General features: G+C 58.3%; 20 protein-coding genes and 1 tRNA gene. 9 read left to right on the plus strand and 12 right to left on the minus strand.

Annotated features, from left to right (window positions below):
* Positions 1–2 precede the first annotated feature (2 nt).
* Positions 3–1112, minus strand: a complete 1110-nt coding sequence (locus TERRO_RS01910; protein ID WP_014784310.1) for an SPFH domain-containing protein — start codon at positions 1110–1112, stop codon at positions 3–5.
* 380 nt (positions 1113–1492) lie between these two features.
* Here TERRO_RS01910 and TERRO_RS01915 point away from each other — a divergent pair, with 380 nt between their 5' ends.
* Positions 1493–3247 carry an MOSC and FAD-binding oxidoreductase domain-containing protein gene (locus TERRO_RS01915; RefSeq protein WP_014784311.1) on the plus strand — a complete coding sequence of 585 codons (1755 nt, stop codon included), beginning with the start codon at positions 1493–1495 and terminating at the stop codon, positions 3245–3247.
* Positions 3248–3277: 30 nt separating this feature from the next.
* On the opposite strand, the gene TERRO_RS01920 is transcribed toward TERRO_RS01915, so the two are convergent.
* Positions 3278–3907 (minus strand): pyridoxamine 5'-phosphate oxidase family protein, encoded by a 630-nt coding sequence (locus tag TERRO_RS01920; protein WP_014784312.1) that lies wholly within the window; start codon positions 3905–3907, stop codon positions 3278–3280.
* 293 nt (positions 3908–4200) lie between these two features.
* On the minus strand, positions 4201–4599 hold the full coding sequence (locus tag TERRO_RS01925; RefSeq protein WP_014784313.1) for a response regulator: 399 nt from the start codon (positions 4597–4599) through the stop codon (positions 4201–4203).
* 194 nt (positions 4600–4793) lie between these two features.
* Here TERRO_RS01925 and TERRO_RS01930 point away from each other — a divergent pair, with 194 nt between their 5' ends.
* Positions 4794–5516: a class I SAM-dependent methyltransferase gene (locus TERRO_RS01930; RefSeq protein WP_041592397.1), complete on the plus strand. Its 723-nt coding sequence runs from the start codon at positions 4794–4796 to the stop codon at positions 5514–5516.
* A 190-nt stretch (positions 5517–5706) separates the two neighbouring features.
* Here the strand turns inward: TERRO_RS01930 and TERRO_RS01935 are convergent, their stop codons facing one another.
* Genes TERRO_RS01935 through TERRO_RS01945 form a run of 3 tightly spaced genes read right to left on the minus strand, consistent with a single transcriptional unit; the run spans position 5707 to position 8196 of the window.
* The gene (locus tag TERRO_RS01935; protein ID WP_342612530.1) at positions 5707–6549 is read right to left on the minus strand and encodes a class I SAM-dependent methyltransferase; all 843 of its coding nucleotides are present in this window, start codon (positions 6547–6549) and stop codon (positions 5707–5709) included.
* Entirely contained in the window at positions 6503–7456 is a 954-nt protein-coding gene (locus TERRO_RS01940; protein ID WP_014784316.1) for a molybdopterin-dependent oxidoreductase, read from the minus strand. The genes TERRO_RS01935 and TERRO_RS01940 overlap by 47 nt, the downstream gene beginning before the upstream one ends.
* Entirely contained in the window at positions 7456–8196 is a 741-nt protein-coding gene (locus TERRO_RS01945) for a cytochrome b/b6 domain-containing protein (protein ID WP_014784317.1), read from the minus strand. Before TERRO_RS01945 ends, TERRO_RS01940 begins: the two co-directional genes overlap by 1 nt.
* Before the next feature lie 140 nt (positions 8197–8336).
* On the opposite strand from TERRO_RS01945, the gene TERRO_RS01950 reads away from it, so the two are divergent.
* On the plus strand, positions 8337–8774 hold the full coding sequence (locus TERRO_RS01950) for a hypothetical protein (protein WP_014784318.1): 438 nt from the start codon (positions 8337–8339) through the stop codon (positions 8772–8774).
* Here TERRO_RS01950 and TERRO_RS01955 read toward each other — a convergent pair.
* Positions 8771–9025: an anti-sigma factor family protein gene (locus TERRO_RS01955; RefSeq protein WP_014784319.1), complete on the minus strand. Its 255-nt coding sequence runs from the start codon at positions 9023–9025 to the stop codon at positions 8771–8773. The genes TERRO_RS01950 and TERRO_RS01955 overlap by 4 nt on opposite strands.
* Positions 9016–9609 (minus strand): sigma-70 family RNA polymerase sigma factor, encoded by a 594-nt coding sequence (locus TERRO_RS01960; RefSeq protein ID WP_245536186.1) that lies wholly within the window; start codon positions 9607–9609, stop codon positions 9016–9018. The genes TERRO_RS01955 and TERRO_RS01960 overlap by 10 nt, the downstream gene beginning before the upstream one ends.
* Here TERRO_RS01960 and TERRO_RS01965 point away from each other — a divergent pair.
* Together TERRO_RS01965 and TERRO_RS01970 are read left to right on the plus strand one after the other, a co-directional pair.
* Positions 9608–10603, plus strand: a complete 996-nt coding sequence (locus TERRO_RS01965; RefSeq protein ID WP_157178225.1) for a DUF1223 domain-containing protein — start codon at positions 9608–9610, stop codon at positions 10601–10603. The genes TERRO_RS01960 and TERRO_RS01965 overlap by 2 nt on opposite strands.
* Before the next feature lie 161 nt (positions 10604–10764).
* Positions 10765–11271 (plus strand): peroxiredoxin family protein, encoded by a 507-nt coding sequence (locus TERRO_RS01970; RefSeq protein WP_157178226.1) that lies wholly within the window; start codon positions 10765–10767, stop codon positions 11269–11271.
* A gap of 84 nt (positions 11272–11355) precedes the next feature.
* Here the strand turns inward: TERRO_RS01970 and TERRO_RS23025 are convergent, their stop codons facing one another.
* The gene (locus TERRO_RS23025) at positions 11356–11619 is read right to left on the minus strand and encodes a hypothetical protein (RefSeq protein WP_157178227.1); all 264 of its coding nucleotides are present in this window, start codon (positions 11617–11619) and stop codon (positions 11356–11358) included.
* Positions 11620–11797: 178 nt separating this feature from the next.
* Here TERRO_RS23025 and TERRO_RS01980 point away from each other — a divergent pair, with 178 nt between their 5' ends.
* Both TERRO_RS01980 and TERRO_RS01985 read left to right on the plus strand, forming a co-directional pair.
* The gene (locus tag TERRO_RS01980) at positions 11798–12547 is read left to right on the plus strand and encodes an SDR family NAD(P)-dependent oxidoreductase (protein WP_014784324.1); all 750 of its coding nucleotides are present in this window, start codon (positions 11798–11800) and stop codon (positions 12545–12547) included.
* Between the two features lie 39 nt (positions 12548–12586).
* Entirely contained in the window at positions 12587–13111 is a 525-nt protein-coding gene (locus tag TERRO_RS01985; protein ID WP_014784325.1) for a cupin domain-containing protein, read from the plus strand.
* Positions 13112–13245: 134 nt separating this feature from the next.
* Here the strand turns inward: TERRO_RS01985 and TERRO_RS01990 are convergent, their stop codons facing one another.
* The 3 genes from TERRO_RS01990 to TERRO_RS02000 form a co-directional block, all read right to left on the minus strand.
* On the minus strand, positions 13246–13890 hold the full coding sequence (locus TERRO_RS01990) for a TetR/AcrR family transcriptional regulator (protein WP_014784326.1): 645 nt from the start codon (positions 13888–13890) through the stop codon (positions 13246–13248).
* 440 nt (positions 13891–14330) lie between these two features.
* Positions 14331–14406, minus strand: a tRNA-Ala gene (locus tag TERRO_RS01995).
* A 120-nt stretch (positions 14407–14526) separates the two neighbouring features.
* Entirely contained in the window at positions 14527–14892 is a 366-nt protein-coding gene (locus tag TERRO_RS02000; RefSeq protein ID WP_245536187.1) for a hypothetical protein, read from the minus strand.
* A 251-nt stretch (positions 14893–15143) separates the two neighbouring features.
* Between TERRO_RS02000 and TERRO_RS02005 the strand changes: the two genes are divergently transcribed.
* Together TERRO_RS02005 and TERRO_RS02010 are read left to right on the plus strand one after the other, a co-directional pair.
* Positions 15144–15905, plus strand: a complete 762-nt coding sequence (locus TERRO_RS02005) for an RNA polymerase sigma factor (protein ID WP_014784328.1) — start codon at positions 15144–15146, stop codon at positions 15903–15905.
* Positions 15902–16546: an energy transducer TonB gene (locus tag TERRO_RS02010; RefSeq protein WP_014784329.1), complete on the plus strand. Its 645-nt coding sequence runs from the start codon at positions 15902–15904 to the stop codon at positions 16544–16546. The genes TERRO_RS02005 and TERRO_RS02010 overlap by 4 nt, the downstream gene beginning before the upstream one ends.
* Positions 16547–16621: the final 75 nt, after the last annotated feature.

Raw genomic sequence — 16621 nt, forward strand, 5'->3', positions numbered from 1 at the left:
CGTTACGGAAGAGGTGGTGGTTCCTTCGAAAACAAGGCCTGCAACTGTGATTGGGTTTCGGCTGCCGCCCACTTCGCCATCCCGGGCTTCCACACCGGCGAGCTGCCGTTAAGAGTGCCATTCACAATGTGCGCGCGCAGTTGGTCGAGCGAGAATGGACCGGCGGCTTTACCGTCAATCGCCACATGATAGCTAACGAAGGCCGCTTCGCCAGGGACCGGTGGGGGCTCTGTACTGCCGGCTGCCTTAGCAAAGGACGTGTTCATTACCTGGCCGATCTGCTGTGCAGCGGCCAGTCCCACGCCAATCTGCATGCTCTGTGCTCCCACACCGCCCCCATCACCGCTGCCTAAGTTCGTCAGGGATTTTGCCGTTTGGAATTGCGTAAAGCGGGCGATGTCCACGTTCTGCAAGCGGCTGTATTCGAATAGTTCGTCGCGCAGCTTCGGGGGCAGCGAGATACTCTCGATCTGAAACTGCGTCGCCTCGAGGCCAAGCGGCTGCAGCACCGTATTGATCCCCTGCAACACCGACGCATTCAGCACTCCAAGGTTCGTTGCCAAGTCCTCAATCGTTGGGTGTGACTGTGCCAGTAACTCTGTGAAGCGCGCCACGATGATGCCGCGGATATAGTCCAGCAGGATCCGGCCTGTAAGTAAGCCGACCGTCCCAACAAGCTGCCGGAAGAAAACAACCGGATCAGCAATGCGATACGCCGCCTGACCAAAGGCTCGCAACTCCACCAAGCCGTACCCTTCCACCTGCAGGGTAATGGGTTGCTGTGTACCCCACTGCTGATTCAGCAGTGGCTTGGTATTGAAGAAGTACACTTCCGCCTTGAAAGGGCTGTTGAAGCCGTACTTCCATCCCCGCAGTGTTGACAGCACAGGCAGGTTACGCGTCTCTAATTGGTACGTACCCGGCGTGAAGGTGTCCGCCAACTTGCCCTCGTTCACAAAGATGGCCCCTTGGCCTTCCCGCACAACAAGCTGCGCGCCGTATTTCACCTCGTTCTGATAGCGCGCAAACCGCACCACAAGGTCTTCAGCCGTTCCCTCTGGCGACTCGACTATGTCCACGAGTTCGCCGGTCAGCTTGTCCCACAGTGACATAGAGATCGCTCCTTAAGTATCCCCACAAAGATGCTTCCGCCATCAATCACAGTTGTTCGCCGTGCGAAGAGACGCAGATCAACCTTTCTGCGCAGCTCTTAGCCTACGAATCTTCAACAAGAACGAAGTGAAGGCTGGCAAGATGGCTCCTCACCGCATCGGACCTCGCCGGTGGTCCCACCATGAGGATCCTCCTGTGGTCGCCGACGTCCTTGGACATTCGACATCACGACGCCCTGGCATCATGAAGCTCAGCCTACCGCCGGGTTCTCCTTACCAATCATGGTTTTCTGTTACCCCGTGCCATCCGAATGGCTCATAGAAAACCATGACGGCAGCGACGGACGGCAGCGCGTACTCTTTCCAGAAGGTGGATGCGCATGGGCACACTGGTCTCAATCAACGTTGGTCCTCCACGGGATATCGAGTGGCAGGGCCGGATGGTCCATACGGCCGTCTGGAAGCGGCCGGTTGAAGGCCGGGTGATGGCGCGTCACCTGAATATTGATGGAGATGGCCAGGGCGATCTCGCAGGCCACGGCGGTGAGCATCGCGCGGTGATGGTCTACCAGATCGCGTCGTACCACTACTGGGAGCAGCTCCTCGGGGTGAGCTCGCTCGAGATGGGAGCCTTTGGGGAGAACTTGACGGTCGATGGACTTGCCGATGATCAAGTCTGTATCGGGGATCGCTACCGTATCGGTACAGCCGTGTTTGAGGTGACACAGCCGCGAGTTACTTGCTACCGAGTGGGTTTGCGGATGAACAATCCGCAGATGCCAGCGTTGTTGGTCTCCCATCGACGGCCTGGGTTCTATTGCCGTGTCATCACGGAAGGCGAGATCGTGGCAGGGGACGACATCGTGAAGGTGGCGAGCGGGCCACAGACCGTCACTGTGGCAGAGATCGATGCACTGCTTTACCTGCCTGGACATCCTCGGGACAGGCTGCAGAATGCACTGGGAGTTCCGGCTCTCAGCGCTGGTTGGAGAAGCTCACTGGAGGCGCTATTGGCGACGGAGGAGTCGACCGGCAACGCTGGATTGGCACCCTCGTCTGCACCCCCGCCACCGTGGACAGGTTTCCGTTCCTTTCGCGTCGCGGCAGTGCAACAGGAGAGCAACGCTGTTCGTTCGTTCGTCCTCGAAGCAGAGGACAAGACAACCTTGCCGCACCCGCTCGCTGGTCAGTACCTGGCCCTAAGGCTTGCGATCGACGGCGCTCAAGGCACTGTGGTCCGAAGCTACTCCCTCTCCGGTGCGCCGGATGCCGGGATCTACCGCATCAGTGTCAAACGGACCGCCGGTGTTGCGAGTCAGTACCTTCATGATCATGTACACGTGGGTGACCTGCTCCCGGTCAGCGCCCCGCGTGGCAGCTTCACGCTCGCGCAGAACGAACGCCCTGTCGTGCTGCTGAGTGCGGGAATCGGTGTCACCCCGCTTCTGGCCATGCTTCACGCACTGGCCCTCGATGCAGGTGAATCAAGACGCCAGGTCTGGTGGTGCTATGGCGCACGAAGCGGGAAGGAGCATCCCTTTGCAGGCGAAGTCAGGTCACTGTTGGCGCGACTGCCGTTGAATCGAAGTGTTGTGGCTTACAGCCAGCCCGACCCTGGCGATCTCGCGGGACAGTCCTATGACATTCAGGGTCACCTTGAGGTCGCGCATCTCCAGAGCATAGGTCTTCCGGCCGAGGCTGACTTTTACCTCTGCGGTCCCACGGCCTTTCTCGCGCAGATGTCTGCAGGCTTGCATGGTTGGGGTGTGGACGCAAGCCGCGTTCACAGCGAGACATTCGGAGCGGGCGAGGCACTTACACCCGGCATCGCAGCAACCCGTGCAAGCTCACCACACCCGCCACCAGGAACTGCCGGTGAGGGGCCAGGCGTCTCATTCACACGGAGTGGTCTGACGGTTCCATGGAATCCGCAGTTCGGCAGCCTTCTTGCATTCGCTGAGGCGTGCGATGTGCCGGTTCGGTGGTCTTGCCGGGTGGGCGTTTGCCATAACTGTGAGTCCGGACTTATCGGCGGCAGTGTCGCGTATGCCCCGGAGCCGCTTGATCGCCCAGCAGGTGGGAACGTCTTGCTCTGTTGTTCAACACCGACGTCTCAGGTAGAGCTGGATCTGTAGCGCTCGTTGCAACCGCGTGTCGGTACCAGTTCAGCGAGCAGCCTGAAGACGAGCCAGCTCTTTCTTCAGCGCTTCATTCTCTTGCTCGAGAGTGTGTACGTGGTCTTCTGTCGCACGCAATGACTGCCTGATCTCGTCCACCGTGTAACGCGGTGTGATGTGCTGAGGACAGTTCCAGTCGTAGGCGACGAGGTGTATGACGAAGACACGCTCGACCACCGCAGGATGCCCCTCTACACGCACGCGGGCTAGCCACGGCTCCGCCTTCTCCGCTTCGAAGATCTCAGCGTGCCCAATGATCTTGAGACGGGCCTGGCGGGGATAGTCCACGAGGATCATCGCGACCCGATCATCACTGCCCAGGTTCCCTGTGGAGATGTACTGCTTGTTGCCCCGGAAGTCTGCGAAGGCGAGCGTTTGATCATCGATTACTTTCAGAAAGCCCTTCGGCCCACCACGGTGCTGTACATACGGCCAGCCCGTGGAGCTGGTGTTGGCCCAGTAGAAGCTGTCACGGTCAGTAATGAACTCCTGCTCAAAGTCGGTGAGGCGATCCTGTTGATCGCTGGACTTCTCCATGCGCTCATACTGCCGCCGGCTTCCGTAACGCTCCTGAAGCTCTTTGACCAGCGGTGTAAACAGGACTGATCCAAAACTCATTGTGACCTCCCAGGGATCGGCTAGCCAGTCCGTTCTACGCGGACCTCAAACTTACTGCCCGCGTCGTGCTATCGCGTACTTGTATGAGGATCGCATCTTTGTCTCTGCAGCTCGCGAGGCGAATACAAACGCATGATAGGCATCTGTGCCTGCCGACGATAGCGTCAAGGGCGTCACCGAGGAGAACTCATGAAATTTGAGATCGGGCGCCCATGGCGATGTTCTGATCGCAACCATCTGCAACGGCTCACTTCTTCTCACGCAAAACGGATATTTCGGGCTTGCGTTGTCACCTACGTCTTTTCTTTTTGGGCTAATCCGATTGCCCGGCGCTTTGCGATCGTGGCGTGGAGCACGGCCGACAAAATATCCAACGGCACCGGATACGTGAGGAACGCGTCAGCTCCGTTCAATTCAGCTGGTTTCTGCTCGCCGGAATGAAAGACGATGGCTGTATTCGCAATGATTGCGCGGCCTCTAATGGCGGCACACACCACAAGCCCGCTCATGTCCGGCATATTCATGTCCAGTAGAACCGCATCTGGCCGGCGGGCCGTGACCTTGTACAAGCCGTCTGCACCACTGAAGGCGCAATGAGCTTCGAACCCACACAATTCCAGCAATTCCGCCAGGCCCACGCAGGTATTTGCGTTGTCGTTAATGATGACGACCGATGGCCTGGGCTGACTCATGTGTATTGGATGCTGCGCCTACCAGGAGTGCAAGATCAAGGGGTACTTTCGCGGATTGGCACCCGTGTTCCGACGGAATGAGCAGACATGGCGCTAAGTTGCTCAGTCCAGACACTCCCGGGCTCGTGACACTGACAGGTGGCTCAAAGCTTGTGGATGTAGACGACCGAACAGCCTGCGCTACACTCACCACCATGCGTTATCTCGTACCGGCCCTGGCGCTCGCCCTTGTAGTTTTCGGCCCCCATTCTCTTTCGTCGCAAACACAATCTCCACAGCGCTACGAGACACGTGCAAACCACGATCCCAACGGCACAGGCACCTTCTACATGGGCCGAGAGATCGCCCAGGTTATGGGCCCCGGAGGCATCGAGTGGCTGGACCGCGCTCAGCGAGACACTGAGGAGCACCCCTCCCTAGTGCTTGACGCCCTGCAACTGCACTCCGGTGAAGTTGTCGCCGATCTCGGAGCAGGCTCCGGATATTTCACCTTTCGCATGGCTCCGAAGGTCGGTAAGACTGGCAAGGTGCTGGCGGTCGATGTGCAGGAGGAAATGTTGCAGACGCTGAAGCAACGTGCCGCCGCCAAGAGAATCGCAAACGTGCAGGTCATCAAGGCCAGTGAAACCGATCCACACCTGCCGACCGGTACTGTCGACCTGGTGCTTTTCGTGGACGTGTACCACGAACTCGCCTACCCTTACGAGGTCATGCAGAGCGTTCGCGACTCATTGAAATCCAATGGACGCGTAGCATTCGTCGAATACCGCAAGGAAGATCCAAACGTCCCGATCAAAGAGGTTCACAAGATGTCAGTGGGTCAGCTGGAAAAAGAGATGGCAGCCGTTGGTCTCGTTCTCGTGCGGAGAATCGAAACGCTGCCACTGCAACACATCCTCATCTTCGGCAGAAGATAGCAAAGGAGAGCGGGACGCATTTCTCCACAATCATCGCCCAGAAACTGCTGCCTCCCATGCCGGAAGGAAGTTGGGTCACCATTCAGCCCCACCGGACTATCGGCAGGCGTGCGCATCAGAAGCGGTTTCCGGGTCCATTACGCACAAATGAGGCTTTCGGCGAGACATAATAAGCGCCGCGATGACACGCTCACGCTGCGTTTCTGTCCAGGGATGCGGCTGATGCAGCGACTGGTCCCAGCACTTCATGCTTCGCACAGACGGCGTACTGGTAGCCATCGCGGTACACCATCTCAACCTGCTGCCACGGCTGAGAGTGAATGAGTCGTCCGAACTCATCAGGAGATAAGACCTTGACCGAAGGCGAATGTCTTTGTCCCGCGACCCCGCCACCGCTGAGCAGCGCGGAGATCTGCATGAACCACAACGGCAGACTTGTCTTGAATCGCGTTGTCGGCTCTGCGACGAAGCATTTGCCGCCAGGCTTCAGAACGCGGAAGATCTCGGACAGCATTCGCTCACGGTCATGCACGATCAGGAACAGGCGTGACACCACGATCGCGTCCACCTCTTCCAGACCGGCGTTGAGCGCGCACGCGTCGCCGTGGCGGAAGGAACAGTTGTCCAGGCGGGACTCTGACGCTCGCGACCGAGCCCACTCGAGCAGGCTCACCGATTGGTCGATGCCGATGGTTTGTATCTGGGGAAACATGCGCGCAAGCCGGCAGGTATAGAAGCCTGGGCCGCATCCCAACTCCAACACACGCGTCCCAGGACGGGGGCCCTCTCGAGGGAAGATAGCGCGCTTGATCTCCTCTGTATGGTCGCGAAAGACACGTTCTCGAAAGAATGCGTAGAGCCAGTGGCGCCGTTCAAATAGGTTGCCACGCACCGCCACCCCATCCATGGGACAACAGCCAGACTCGTCCACCTTCAAACACTGCATGTTTATCCTTGTCCCGCGCTCATTAGGGTGAAGACACCCTCTACAGTCCGGCGTACCAGTCGTATCCCAGCTTGGTCCAGTAATCATCAGGCTTCAAGTCTGTGTAGCTGATCAACCCAATCCGCTTGATCTGCTTGTAGCCATACTTCGTCGGCATGTGCAGCCGCAGCGGCGCACCGTGGAACTGGGTCAACGGTGCGCCCATCATCTCGGTCACAAGCAGAGTCTGCGGATGGCGACATACGGCCAGGTCGTAGCCGGTGTAATAGTCCCCATCCGGTGTCTCCATGTAGACGAACTTCGGTTCGCGTCCGGCAATCTTCTCAGGCGGATGAGCCTCGATGAAATCAGCCATGCGAACACCGGCCCATAGAACGATCTGACTCCAGCCTTCGATGCATTTGAACTGCGTTACCAGTTCCTGTCGCGGAAGCTTGAGAACATCGTCCATGGTGAGTAACAGGCCCGGCGTGCCGGGCGCGAGGGTGGAATCGCTTTGTCCAGCGTCCTCTCGGCCACGCTCTGGCTTCTCTTGTTTTGCATCGTTCGCGTGATGCGGAGCGCTCTTCGTATCGTGTCCGGGATCTTCTGCTGACTTCGTCTGCGTGTAGCGATACTCCCAGGCAGTAACGTCCCGGCTGAAGCCAGGATGCTGCTCAACTGCTGTGGAGCCGACCACCTGCAGCCGGTAGCTTTCTGGAACCAGTTCTTCCTTGAGGCCGAAGACACCATTCACCCGCAGGTTCTCCGCTTGATGCAACGGATAGGTTGGCGTCAATGCGTGATCGTGGAAGAGTGCCTGCGAGATTGCGGCATTGGCTTCAAAGGCGTTTCGATACGGAATGGGTTGATCATCTTCGGCGGGCCTGCCCTCGATCCACCGGTAGAGACCGAATCCTGCGGCAGCGGCTACCCCCGCTCCCAGGAAGGACCGGCGCGTGTGCCTGCGGGATCGCGCCAGGATAACTTTGTTTTCTTCTTCGACGGTTGCCATCACCAGGACTTCCTTTCTGCTTCAACGGAAGGCTCATCAGCGCGTTTGATCTCAAGACCGCTGATCATCGCGCGGAAGTTATTCCACCCCGCCAGCACCACTTGACCCACATGAACGAGGAAGAACCCGATGAAGCTCATCGTCAGCCAGAAGTGTTCCCATCGGGCCATCTCATACCCACCCAGGAGCGAGGTCAGCCAATGCAACTGTGTTGGCTTGTAGATCGCGAGTCCGGTGACCAGCATGCCGACGCCCATCAGGATGACAGCGGAGTAAGCGATACGCTGCGCACCGTTGTACTTCGTCTGAGGTGGCAATCCTTCGCGAAGATGCAGGTCGACCAGCGTGACTTGCACGGCATCCTGCAGACTGCGCTTTTGCGGCACCAGGAATCGCCACTCACCGGAGATGATCAGGAAGAGAACATAAGCGATGCCGTTCGCGGCGAAGATCCACATGAAGAAGAAGTGGTGTCCGAGTGCCTGCGTGACATGGTTTGGCGCGTTGATCGCCTTCCAGAACCAGTCTGGAAACAGATGAAACAACGTGAAGGATCCAACGCCGATGCGATACACCGCATGCGGATGCTGGTACGCGTTGTCGGAGTCATTCCAATAGATCAGCAGCCCGCTCCAGATCATCAGGAAGAGGATCGGGAAGTTGATCCAGTGCATCCATCGAATGGCAAGAGGATGTTTTCGGTCGAGTCGCAACGCTTCTTCCGGCACAATATTCCTCATTCCAAAAGCCCTGGCTGAGAAGCAAGGAGCAAGCTTCCGCCCGTTAGAGACGTAAGCGCGGAAGAGGTTACAGCGAAGTCTCAAGAATTCTCCGCTATTCTGGAAGCCAGAGCAGCGACGACCATAACTCTGCCTTTCCTATGAGCCCACACACAGACGCTTCGCCAGCAGATGGCAGACGAGTTCGACCGTCGAACTGGTTCCTAAGTATCACGAGTCTTTCGTTCATCGTGTTGCAGAGCCTGTGTACCGCCGTCATGGCGATCAGCGGCGTGCGCGTTCTGATTGGACTGAGCGCACTTGCGACTGCAGCGGGACTGAATCGTCCTGCGTCCGGCTACCACGCAGATGCGATTCGCATTCCCATGATGACGATTGCGGTCGTTGGATCGCTCATTAATCTGTACGTCGTCTGGAGGATTCGCAGTCTGCGTAGTCGGCCAGCAGCGCAGTGGCGGGCACAGCCAGTCAGCAGCAGGCAGAGACGCACGGAGACATTCCAGATCGTACTCGCCGTGGTCTCGCTGATCCTTGTCGTCATCGAGTGGTGGACCCACCGCATCGTCCACAACGTCTAGGAAGAATCACCTACGCCTTTGTTCATCTCAGCGTTCAGCCGCTGGTGCAGACGATCACTGAAACCCACCGGGAGTTCGAAGACACGATCATCGGCCGTGAGGACGAGGATGTTCCGCGTGGAGTCCAGGATGGCCGAGCAGATCTCACAGTGATCGAGATGCTTCTGCACCAGCGCACGCGTCTCGGGCGGCAGGGAGCCGTCCAGATAGTCGGAGATGTAATCCCAAACATGTTTGCACTCTATGACCATGGGAGCCACCTCCTCTTTGGTTTGGATGTCGCGGCTCTCAGCTCGGGGCTTAACTGCCGCTGTAGCATCATGCGTGCGCGATGCAGCCGTACCTTTACCGATGGGACGCTGATCTGCAGCACCTCTGCCGTCTCAATCACGCTGAATTCCTGCACCTCCCGTAAGAAAAACACCCGACGATAGATCTCCGGCAGGCCTGCAACCGCCTGCTGCAGCAAGTGACGTATCTCGCCACGCTCGATCGCTTCAGATGGAATCTCGCGCCAGTCACGGAGCAGTGCCGGAGAGACCTTTGTACTATCGTCCATCAGTTCATCGAGCGATTCCATCCGCACGCTCGCTTGCTTGCGCAGCCGGCTGCGAGCCTCATTTAAGGTGATGCTAATGAGCCATGTGCTGAACTTGGCCTCGGCCCGGAAACCGGCGAGATTGCGATAAGCCTTCAGGAAGGCCTCCTGCGCAACGTCCTCAGCATCACTCTCGTTCTTCATGTAAGTCAGGGCCATCAGATAAACGCTGCGCTCATGCGGACGGATCAGCTCGTGATAGAGCTGTGTCTCACCGGCGAGGATGGAAGCGATCATGCTGGCTTCATCCCTGATGTCGCGCTCATTCTTCATTCGGCGATGCCAGCTCCCCGAGCCACTTTGTTTAGCGCCCGTTGCACTATTAGAGTTATGGCGTGCGAAAGGGTTACAACCACGTTGTAACCCCCGCGATCTGGATGCGTCTCATGAGCGGTTCTCTTCGGAGGGGCCAGAGATGAATCCCGTTCGCAAAACGATTACGGCGATTGCCGCATGCCTTCTAGCAGTATCCACGTTGCCGACAGCGCTCTCTCAGGCGAAGCATACGGAGCCGCCGCAGAGCATCGTGCTCGTCGAGCTGTTCACTTCGGAAGGGTGCTCCAGCTGTCCGCCTGCAGATGAGTTGTTGCGCAAGGTGAACGGCAGACTGACCGCAACAGGTCAACTCGTCGTCGGCATCAGTGAACATGTCACCTACTGGAACCGGCTGGGATGGACAGACCCATTTTCATCATCGACCTATACGGATCGGCAGGACCGATATGCCACCCGTTTCGGTCTGGACAGCGTGTACACCCCGCAGATGGTCGTCGACGGTCAGCAGCAGTTTGTTGGCAGCAATGAAGCTCGACTGAGTCAAGCGCTTGCAAATCAGGCCAAAGAAAAGAAGATCAATCTTCGGATACTTTCAAGCGAGATCCAGGGCGGCAGCATTGCCATTCACTTCTCGGCAACGCAGTTGCTCTCGAAACGACCGCTCAACATCGTCGCCATAGTTACAGACGATCTTGCAACTTCCAAAGTCCTTCGCGGAGAAAATGGCGGACGCTCCCTGCAGCATGTTGCCGTCGCTCGTTCGCTCGCAACCGTTGCGACCATCCATCAGGACACGGACGCTACCGTCAACGTCCCTCGGAACAGATCCGATGGCATAACGTGGGAAAGTGCCCACCATCTCATCCTCTTCGCACAGGAGGCAGGACAGGGAGCAATTGTCGGCTCGGATGCCAAGCCTTTCGCCTTGGCAACGGCGCGTGGAGAAAACCTGTAACCTCTGGGCAAGTTCTTTGTCGAATGGGTAACGCCAAACAAGGCTACCGAGAGACAAGGAACCTTATGCTCATCGAAACGTTATCGCGTCACCTTCTCAGCGCATCGTCCCGCACTTCCCTCATCCGAAAACTGGCCACAGTCACGATAGTTGCGAGCACGTTGTTCGGTACAGCCCTGTACGCGCAGACCCCTGCTGTGGGCGAGGTTGCGCCGGACTTTACGCTAAGTACGCCGACGGGTAAGTCAGTGCAGCTATCGAAGGGTCTCAAACAGGCATCAACGGTACTGATCGTGTTGCGCGGCTACCCGGGCTACCAGTGTCCCTTCTGCCAGAAGCAGCTTCATGACTTCATCGAGCATGCAACGGAGTTCGCGGCGAAAAAAGCAATGGTCCTTCTTGTCTACCCGGGGCCACCGGCGGAACTTGATCAGCGCGCGAAAGAGGCGCTCGCAAAGCAGGCAGATCTTCCCACGAATATCACGCTGGTCATCGACCCGGATTACAAGGTGACGAACCTCTACGGTCTGCGTTGGGATGCGCCGCACGAGACGGCCTACCCAGCAACGTTCATTCTTGATCACAACGGGAAGATCCTCTTCGAGAAGATCAGCCACGGCCACGGTGATCGCGCCTCCGCCAAGGATGTCCTAGATGCGCTTCTTTGATCAGTAAAACTGTTTTTCGGGCCACGAGGAGAGTGCGGTAGCGCCCGCTCCACCATCCCGCCGTCAACCCTGTTCAGTTGGATTTCATCCTCCACTCGCTATTGCGGGAGGTTGCTTGCTGGCATTACTGCTGAGACGCACCGTTTCGAAGGTGAATTGATCCGAAAGCAGGCAGTTATGGAGGGAGAAAACCTGCTCTCTATGAAAGCCGTGAAACTCCTGTTCACTAGCTCCTGCCGCGATCATGATCTGGGGATGTTCAAAACTGGAGAAATTCATCTTAACGGATGCACCTTCGAATTCTTCAACCTTGAAACGATCGAATCCAGCGCCTTGTTCCTTACTCATTCCACTTTCTGCTTTGGGACCAATCGCTGGTGATGCAGCAAGGGCCTATTTCCGGCCATTGCGCCTAGCTCCCCCTCAGTCGCTTGTACTGTAGCGAACGATATAGTACGATCGCTGGGTTGTCGCTTGTTGTATAGCGATCGATATACAACTGCATCGATGCCATAGGGGGCACAACATGCCTGCACTACAGGGAAAGGTCGCCATCATCACGGGCGGCAGCAGCGGAATCGGACTGGCTATCGCAAAGCGCTTCGTATCGGAAGGCGCATACGTCTTCATCACCAGCCGCCGCCAATTTGAGTTGGATAGGGCAGTGGCCGAGATCGGCAAGAACGTCACCGCGGTTCCGGGCGACGTTTCAAAGCTGGAGGATTTGGATCGGCTCTATTCGGTTGTCTCTAGAGAGGGGCGGAGGATCGATGTCGTTGTTGCAAATGCGGGTTTCGTCGGAATAGGCCCAATCGCAACTGCAACACCTGAGTTTTTCGATCAGACCTTCGATACCAATGTGCGCGGAGCATTCTTCACCGTCCAGAAGGCTCTGCCAATGATGAATGACGGTGGTTCCATCATCCTCATTACCTCTGCAGGTAAGGATAAGGCGACGCCAGGCCGAAGCGCCTACAGCGGCACGAAAGCAGCTCTCCGATCGTTCGTCCGCACCTGGACCATGGAACTGAAGGATCGAGGCATTCGCTCGAATGTCCTCAGTCCTGGAGCCACGGAAACACCGATCCTCGACGGCTTGTTCGGCTCGAAGGAGGCGACTGAGGCGGGAAAAGCGCAGTTCGTCAAGGCCACACCGCTTGGCAGGATGGGCCGGCCCGAGGAGATCGCGGCGGCAGCTCTCTTTCTTGCTTCGAGCGAGGCCAGCTTCATTACAGGGATTGATCTGGTCGTAGACGGCGGATTGAGCGCTGTCTAAACCGAAGCAAAGCATTCGAACTGAATCAGGAGAGAACAAATGAAGATCCAAAGAGTCATCACTGCTGAGGGCAAAACTGGCGTAGCCACCAAAGTCGATACCATTGACACAGCCACAGTCGACTTCCTCACCAACATCTGGGGATTCGACAAGGTTCCCGACTTGCCGCGAACGCCAGAGCAGGTCTTGGGCGAATATAAACCGTTGGGGATGTTTGGTCCGCTTGGTGGAATTCGAGTCGATCTCTTTACGCTGGCTCCCGAGACGCCGGACGGACCGGCACCGCTTGAACGTGCCGCCTCAGTCGACATGGGCACCCCGGGAATGGTCCCAGGCAGAGAAGGCGACGGGATGCATCGCACCGACAGCATCGATCTCGCCATAGTTATGGATGGTGAAGTGAACGCCGGATATCCTGGCGAAGATGGTCAGGTACACGAACTAACGCTCAGGACAGGGGACCTGATTGTGAATAACGGAACATTTCATAGCTGGCATAACCGTTCCACCAGCCCTTCCACCATTCTCTTTGTCGTTCTTGCAGCCGAGCGCAAAGCGGCCTAAGCAATTCCATCGCTGGATCTACTTTGTTCGGAATCTGCTTCCAAAATGTGGCCACCTCATTGGTGTGAGGCGTCCATCGCAACATCGCAGTTGTTTCTATCGCATAGAGGCGTCGAGCTGAGCACTTAGGAACACTACTGTCGAATGCGAGGGGACGCGCTCTCGCGGCTGGTCGACCTCTGTTCCGGTCTTAGGACATCTGCTGAAGGCCAAGCACTGAGAGCTACAGCGATCGTGCTGTGTAGGTCTTTACGTTTCGCTCCCGACTGAGCTTCTACCGCGAGGCCCGACGCAGTGACTGCAATGTAGCGCGCGAGCGCGTCGGGCTCGGCATTCATCGGAAGTTCGACCGTGCCACGAGCCTTAGCAAACCGCTTGCGAAGTCGAATAGTCAACTCACCGCGTAGATCGGCGAGCCAAGCGCGAACTGCGTCGTCTTCTGCAGAAGGAAGAGAACTGTTTAGAGCGAGGCAGCCAGGCGCGTGAGATGGCCCGGTGAGGACGTCGGCATAGCCATAGAGAAACTTCTCTGCCACACCTCGCACGGTCGGTTCCCGAAGTGCACTCTCGAGAAGTTCCAGCTGTTTTTCGTGATACTGCTCGATGACCACCCGGAAGAGCTTTTCCTTATTTCCAAAAGCAAAATAGAAGCTTGGCGCCGTGATGCCCATAGCACCGGTGAGATCAGTAAGCGATGTGCCTTCGTAGCCCTTTCGCCAGAAAAGTTCAGTCGCCGTCTTGATGGCCGTGTCGATGTCGAATTCGCGTGGACGTCCCATAACTGGTTCACACTATTCTATACCACGCACTACATAACCCTGACACCCTTCCGGCGTAATATATCGTGCGATATAAAATACTTGGTTTGGAGTGGGCTGGCTCGTTCAACATCAGAAACAGCATCATGCGAATTCGAGTGCAATCGGAGCGATATGATCCGCCCTGATTGTGTTTAGGTGCTGACCGAACAAAATTGCCGTAGCCACGTCACCAGCCAGTGCAGTCCGGTCCGCTCATTTCGGAGCGATGGAAGCGAAGGGGACCGGAGGCGGTTCTTTGATGTGTGTTGGCCCTCAGCAACTCGCCGCGCACGGCTTCATGGATCTGCCTAAGGCTACGACTACCCGGGAACCATGGAAAGTCTTCGGCACCTGCCAGCACCTAGGCTGGTGGTGCGAACCGCTGGGCACGCGTTAAAGCGCAAATTTTAAAGGGAGTTTGGTGGACCTGACCGGGATCGAACCGGTGACCTCTTCCATGCCATGGAAGCGCGCTCCCAGCTGCGCCACAGGCCCACTCCTTTCAGGATACCCGGTTTGCCCTTCCGAGTAAAACCGGGGCTCCAGGGGCCGGTGGGGCGGCCGGTTTCTGGCTCGCCCCACAGTGTCTGCTGGTAAAAGATGATTTGCTGCGGTCTAGCGCCAGTAGCCATCACGCCAGAAGTAGCCGCGGGGGCCGTGAACCCAGCGGCCGCCGATCCACACGGCGCGGGGCCGCGGCGGAGCAAAGTACTGGCCGGGAACCCAGACGTAGCGTGCACCGTCCCAGCGGTGGTAACCGGCGTGCCACACATAGCCATACTGCGGCGGTGGCGGGCGACGCTCGAAGATGGGCCGCGGCGGTCCGACGCGGACGTATACCTGGGCGTCGGCGGCGGCGGGAATGGCAGCGGCGCCGACCAGCCCGGCGATCAGCATGACTTGCGCAAAGGTCTTCATAGTGCAATCTCCCGTTAAACTCCGTGCCACCTGCCACGGAGCCGTTTCGATTGGGATAGACACAGCCCTACCTACCGAGGTTGCGGTGCCCGGGCGAAAATTCTTTGCCGACATGAAATGCCATTCCACGGCGATCCCATCGCAAGAATCCCGCAAAAGAGCGCTCTTTCCGGGAACAAAGCAGCCCGGCAATGGTGTCTATAGATGCAGAGTGAGCGAGAGCACTCTGGCATCCGCCGGCGGATGGCACACCGAAACCAGCCATCCCGCCATTGCGTGCGGGGCGCGCAGATCGTACCTTTGAGGGGCAGGCAATGAACGGGGCAGCAGTGATGGATCCGGTTTCAGGCGCGATCGGCGGGGGCTTCAGCGAGGCGGGAACATACGCCGTCGTGCGCCCCGAAGTACGTGCCGAGGATCTCGCGCTGGTTGCAGCCCTGCAGGCGGGGTCGGACGACGCCTTCCGGCAGTTGATCGCGCAGTACAGCGGCCCACTTTACTCGCTGCTGTTGCGCTCCCTGGCTGACCCGGCCGACGCCGCAGACGTCACCCAGGATGTCTTTATCAAGGTCTTCCGTTCCATCGGCGGCTTCCACGGCGACAGCAGCCTGCGCACCTGGATCTACCGCATCGCCATGCACGAGGCTTCGAACAGCCGGCGCTGGTGGGTCCGGCACAAGAAGGCAGAGATCACGATCGACGGCGATTCGTCCACGGACGATGACGGCGAACTGACCTTTTCCCTGCGCGACACACTGGCAGACCAGCGCGATTCTCCTTTCGAAAACGCCCGCCAGGCGCAATTGCGCACCACGGTGGAAGCTGCACTGCGCGATGTGCCCGAGAGCTTTCGCACCGTCGTCATACTGCGCGAAGTCGAAGGCATGGCCTACGACGAGATCGCCGAAATTCTGAACATCAACATCGGCACGGTGAAAAGCCGGCTCATGCGCGGCCGCGCTGCCCTGCGCACGCTGCTGGGTGCCCGTCTTCCCGAATTTGCACGACCCGTGCATAAGAAGGCACCACAATCTGCAGCCCGGACCGTCGCCGCAACATCCAAGGAGGCACGATGAGTCTCTCCCCAGAAAAACTGGAGCACCTGCTGGACCGCGTAGGCCTGCATGCCGAACCGCGCGTCGAGGACGAGCTCGGATTCGAACGCGCGCTGACGGACAACGCTCTGCGTGCGCTGGGACCGGTCGCCGTGCCGGATGATCTGTCGCTGCGCATCCGCCTCGCGCTCTCGCACGAGAAGGTACGTGCAGAACGCCGGCTGACTGGCCGCCTGCGCCACACCGTGGAAATGTTCTGGGAGAACACCATACGGCCCATGAGCCTGCAGGTCGGCGTCGCTGCGGCGATGATCGCTGCTGTGGGCGGTGCATTGATGCTCGGCGCAGTCGCTCCGCAGCAGGCCGTCGAGGCCAATGACACACCGCTGGTGGGCTTCTCCGCACCGCGTTATCTCTACTCGGCCGCGGGCGTCCAGCCGGTGGGCAGCGTAGACGATGCACCACTTGTGGTGCAGGCCATGGTCGACCGTGCCGGCCGTGTTTACGACTACCACGTTCTCTCCGGCGTACTGGATGAGGTTGCCGGCGCAGCCCTTCGCCAGCGCATGCTGACCGGCGTCTTTCAGCCGGCAGAGGTCTTCGGCCAGCCCGTACGCGGGTCGGTCGTGCTGACCTTCGCGGATGTTGTCGTTCGGGGCTGATCCATCGGGGTTTGACCAACACAAACCACCGGCCTAGACTCAGCGGTTGGTACACCTTTGGCTGAGGTCCGTCGA

It is taken from the genome of Terriglobus roseus DSM 18391, from assembly GCF_000265425.1.
In the GTDB taxonomy this organism is placed as follows: domain Bacteria; phylum Acidobacteriota; class Terriglobia; order Terriglobales; family Acidobacteriaceae; genus Terriglobus; species Terriglobus roseus.